Source organism: Mesorhizobium sp. M7A.F.Ca.CA.004.12.1.1, assembly GCF_003997835.1.
Lineage (GTDB): Bacteria > Pseudomonadota > Alphaproteobacteria > Rhizobiales > Rhizobiaceae > Mesorhizobium.
The window spans coordinates 1-1,614 of record NZ_RZRK01001088.1; the positions used below are offsets into that span (position 1 = coordinate 1).

Sequence of the window (1,614 nt, forward strand, 5' to 3'; positions counted from 1 at the left end):
CCAGCAAGGTCCGTGCTGCTGGTGGGGCAGGCGGGGGCGGCACCTTGGCCGCATTTCCTGCGCTGGCGCGAAAACCAGCCACGGACAATCGCCGATCCGCTCGACAACTGGTCGCGGCAGGTCATTGGCGCCGTGGCCAATGAATTCCAAGCCCGTGCGGTTTCGCCTTCCGACAAACCCTATCTTCCGTTCCAGCAATGGGCGATGCGGGCCGAGGGTTTAAAACCGTCGCCGCTCGGCATCCTCATGCATCCGCAATACGGGCTTTGGCATGCCTATCGCGGTGCGCTGCTGTTCGAGGACGAGATCGCGCTTCCGGAGCAGGGCAAGGCGATCCACCTTTGCGACACCTGTGTCGAGAAACCTTGCCTGAGATACTGTCCGGTCGATGCCTATTCCACGGAAGGATTCGCCTACCAGTCCTGTCTGGCGCATGTGCGAGGAGCGAAGGGCGAGCCGTGCCGCAGCGGCGGCTGCCTTGACCGCAATGCCTGCCCCTATGGCATCGCCTATCGCTATCCGGCTGAGATCCAGGCGTTTCACATGGCAAGCTTTGCGTCAGCCGCCGACTGATCGGCGCCATAGCTTGGTGAGTTTCTATCTCATGGTAGTGAGTCAGTTTGAAATCTAAGCTTTGAATATCTCAGCTAGGAGTTCGATAGCCCGCTCCTGAGTCAACTCTGGATCCCAAGGATCGGATACAGAGATTGCCTCACGCTGGCGATCATCAATCTTAGGTCCCAACACCTGATAATATACATCGCGAATAATCGGGAGGAATTTGGCCTGGAATTGATTGAGTTCGGCCTTGCTCCGCTCTTGATGGAGAAAACTGACGGCGTGAGCCAATAGGAACTCTAACTTGGCGAATTCGGTAGGATCGAAATCATAGCTCTTCATGGCGGCGGCATAGCATATTGAAGTCAAGCTGTCCGCTTCTTGTAAGGGCCGCGCAGCACCGGCTTCTCAATTTCCTTCACTTCGATCAGCGCAACAATGTCACCAATCTCGCAAAGCTTTCATGATAGGGCGTCTGGGTGCATTGATTTAGTACCGGAAAATGTTCGCGGCTTTAGCGAGCATCCATCATGCCCTTCGATGTGTTCGAAATGAGCGCGCATCCCATTGTTACTTTCGCGGTGAGCGCGAACAGCACCATGACACTCGGGGCAGCGCTTTGGCAGGTCCGGGTTAAGACCAAGAGCTTGCTCAACGTGCAAGGGCGCCCAACCGTTTCGTGTCTTAGTTTCGGATGTGTCATCCATGCCTGAATTATCGCATTCAACGCCGGCCATTCAAAGGCTGAATTTCAGACTGACCCACTACCATCTCGATCAGTAGCTTGACGGCAGCCAGGAGTAGGCCTATTCATCAAGTCATCTGATGACTTGATGAATAGGTCGATGCAACCTGCTATCCGAACCAATCTCACCGACAGCGCCACCGAGAGCCTGCGCGCTGAAATCGTCAGCGGCCGCTGGGGCGTCGGCGAGCGTATCCCCAACGAGGCAGCTCTGACCAACCTTCTGTCGGTCAGCCGCGGCACGGTGCGCGAGGCGGTGCGGGTGCTGGTCTCGCAGGGATTGCTGGATACGCGCCAGGGCTCGGGCACCT

Annotated in this window: 3 protein-coding genes; 2 read left to right on the forward strand and 1 reads right to left on the reverse strand. The window is 56.9% G+C overall.

Going from position 1 to position 1,614, the window contains the following annotated elements:
• Positions 1-573 (forward strand): 4Fe-4S dicluster domain-containing protein (locus EN984_RS33890; RefSeq protein WP_164765885.1); only part of this gene is annotated, 573 nt, incomplete at its 5' end.
• A gap of 54 nt (positions 574-627) precedes the next feature.
• Here the strand turns inward: EN984_RS33890 and EN984_RS33895 are convergent.
• Complete coding sequence (locus EN984_RS33895; RefSeq protein WP_127267734.1) at positions 628-900, reverse strand: hypothetical protein; 273 nt, start codon at positions 898-900, stop codon at positions 628-630.
• Between the two features lie 503 nt (positions 901-1,403).
• Here EN984_RS33895 and EN984_RS33900 point away from each other — a divergent pair.
• Positions 1,404-1,614: GntR family transcriptional regulator (locus EN984_RS33900; RefSeq protein WP_164765886.1), on the forward strand; the 211-nt coding region annotated here is incomplete at its 3' end.

Coding starts and splice junctions, on each gene's coding strand:
- EN984_RS33895 (WP_127267734.1), bottom strand. CDS start 900: ATGAAGAGCTATGATTTCGATCCTACCGAATTCGCCAAGTTAGAGTTC.